The organism is Streptomyces beijiangensis (genome assembly GCF_017315755.1).
Classification (GTDB): domain Bacteria; phylum Actinomycetota; class Actinomycetes; order Streptomycetales; family Streptomycetaceae; genus Streptomyces; species Streptomyces beijiangensis.
This window is the reverse complement of record NZ_JAFLRJ010001356.1, coordinates 1-317: the sequence shown is the minus strand read 5'-3', so window position 1 is coordinate 317 and position 317 is coordinate 1. Positions and strand designations below refer to the sequence as shown.

Annotated in this window: 1 protein-coding gene; it reads left to right on the top strand. The window is 76.3% G+C overall.

Annotated elements, in window-relative coordinates; translation table 11 throughout:
- Window positions 1–317: Nif3-like dinuclear metal center hexameric protein (locus J0695_RS41805; protein ID WP_206970036.1), on the top strand; the 317-nt coding region annotated here is incomplete at both ends.

Sequence of the window (317 nt, the reverse complement as noted above, 5' to 3'; positions counted from 1 at the left end):
GCCGCCGCGGGCTCGGCCGCGTCTGCGAACTGGACCACCCGCTGACCGTCCGCGAGTTCGCCGCCCGCGCCGCCGAGCGTCTGCCCAGCACCGCGCAAGGCATTCGCGTCGCCGGTGACCCCGAGGCGCTCGTGCGTACGATCGCCGTCAGCGGCGGCTCCGGCGACAGCCTCTTCGCCCACGTCCGGGCGGCCGACGCGGACGCGTACCTCACCGCGGACCTGCGCCATCACCCGGCGTCGGAGTTCGCGGCGGATCACGCCGCCGACCGTTCCCTCGCACTGCTCGACGCGGCGCACTGGGCCACCGAGTGGCCC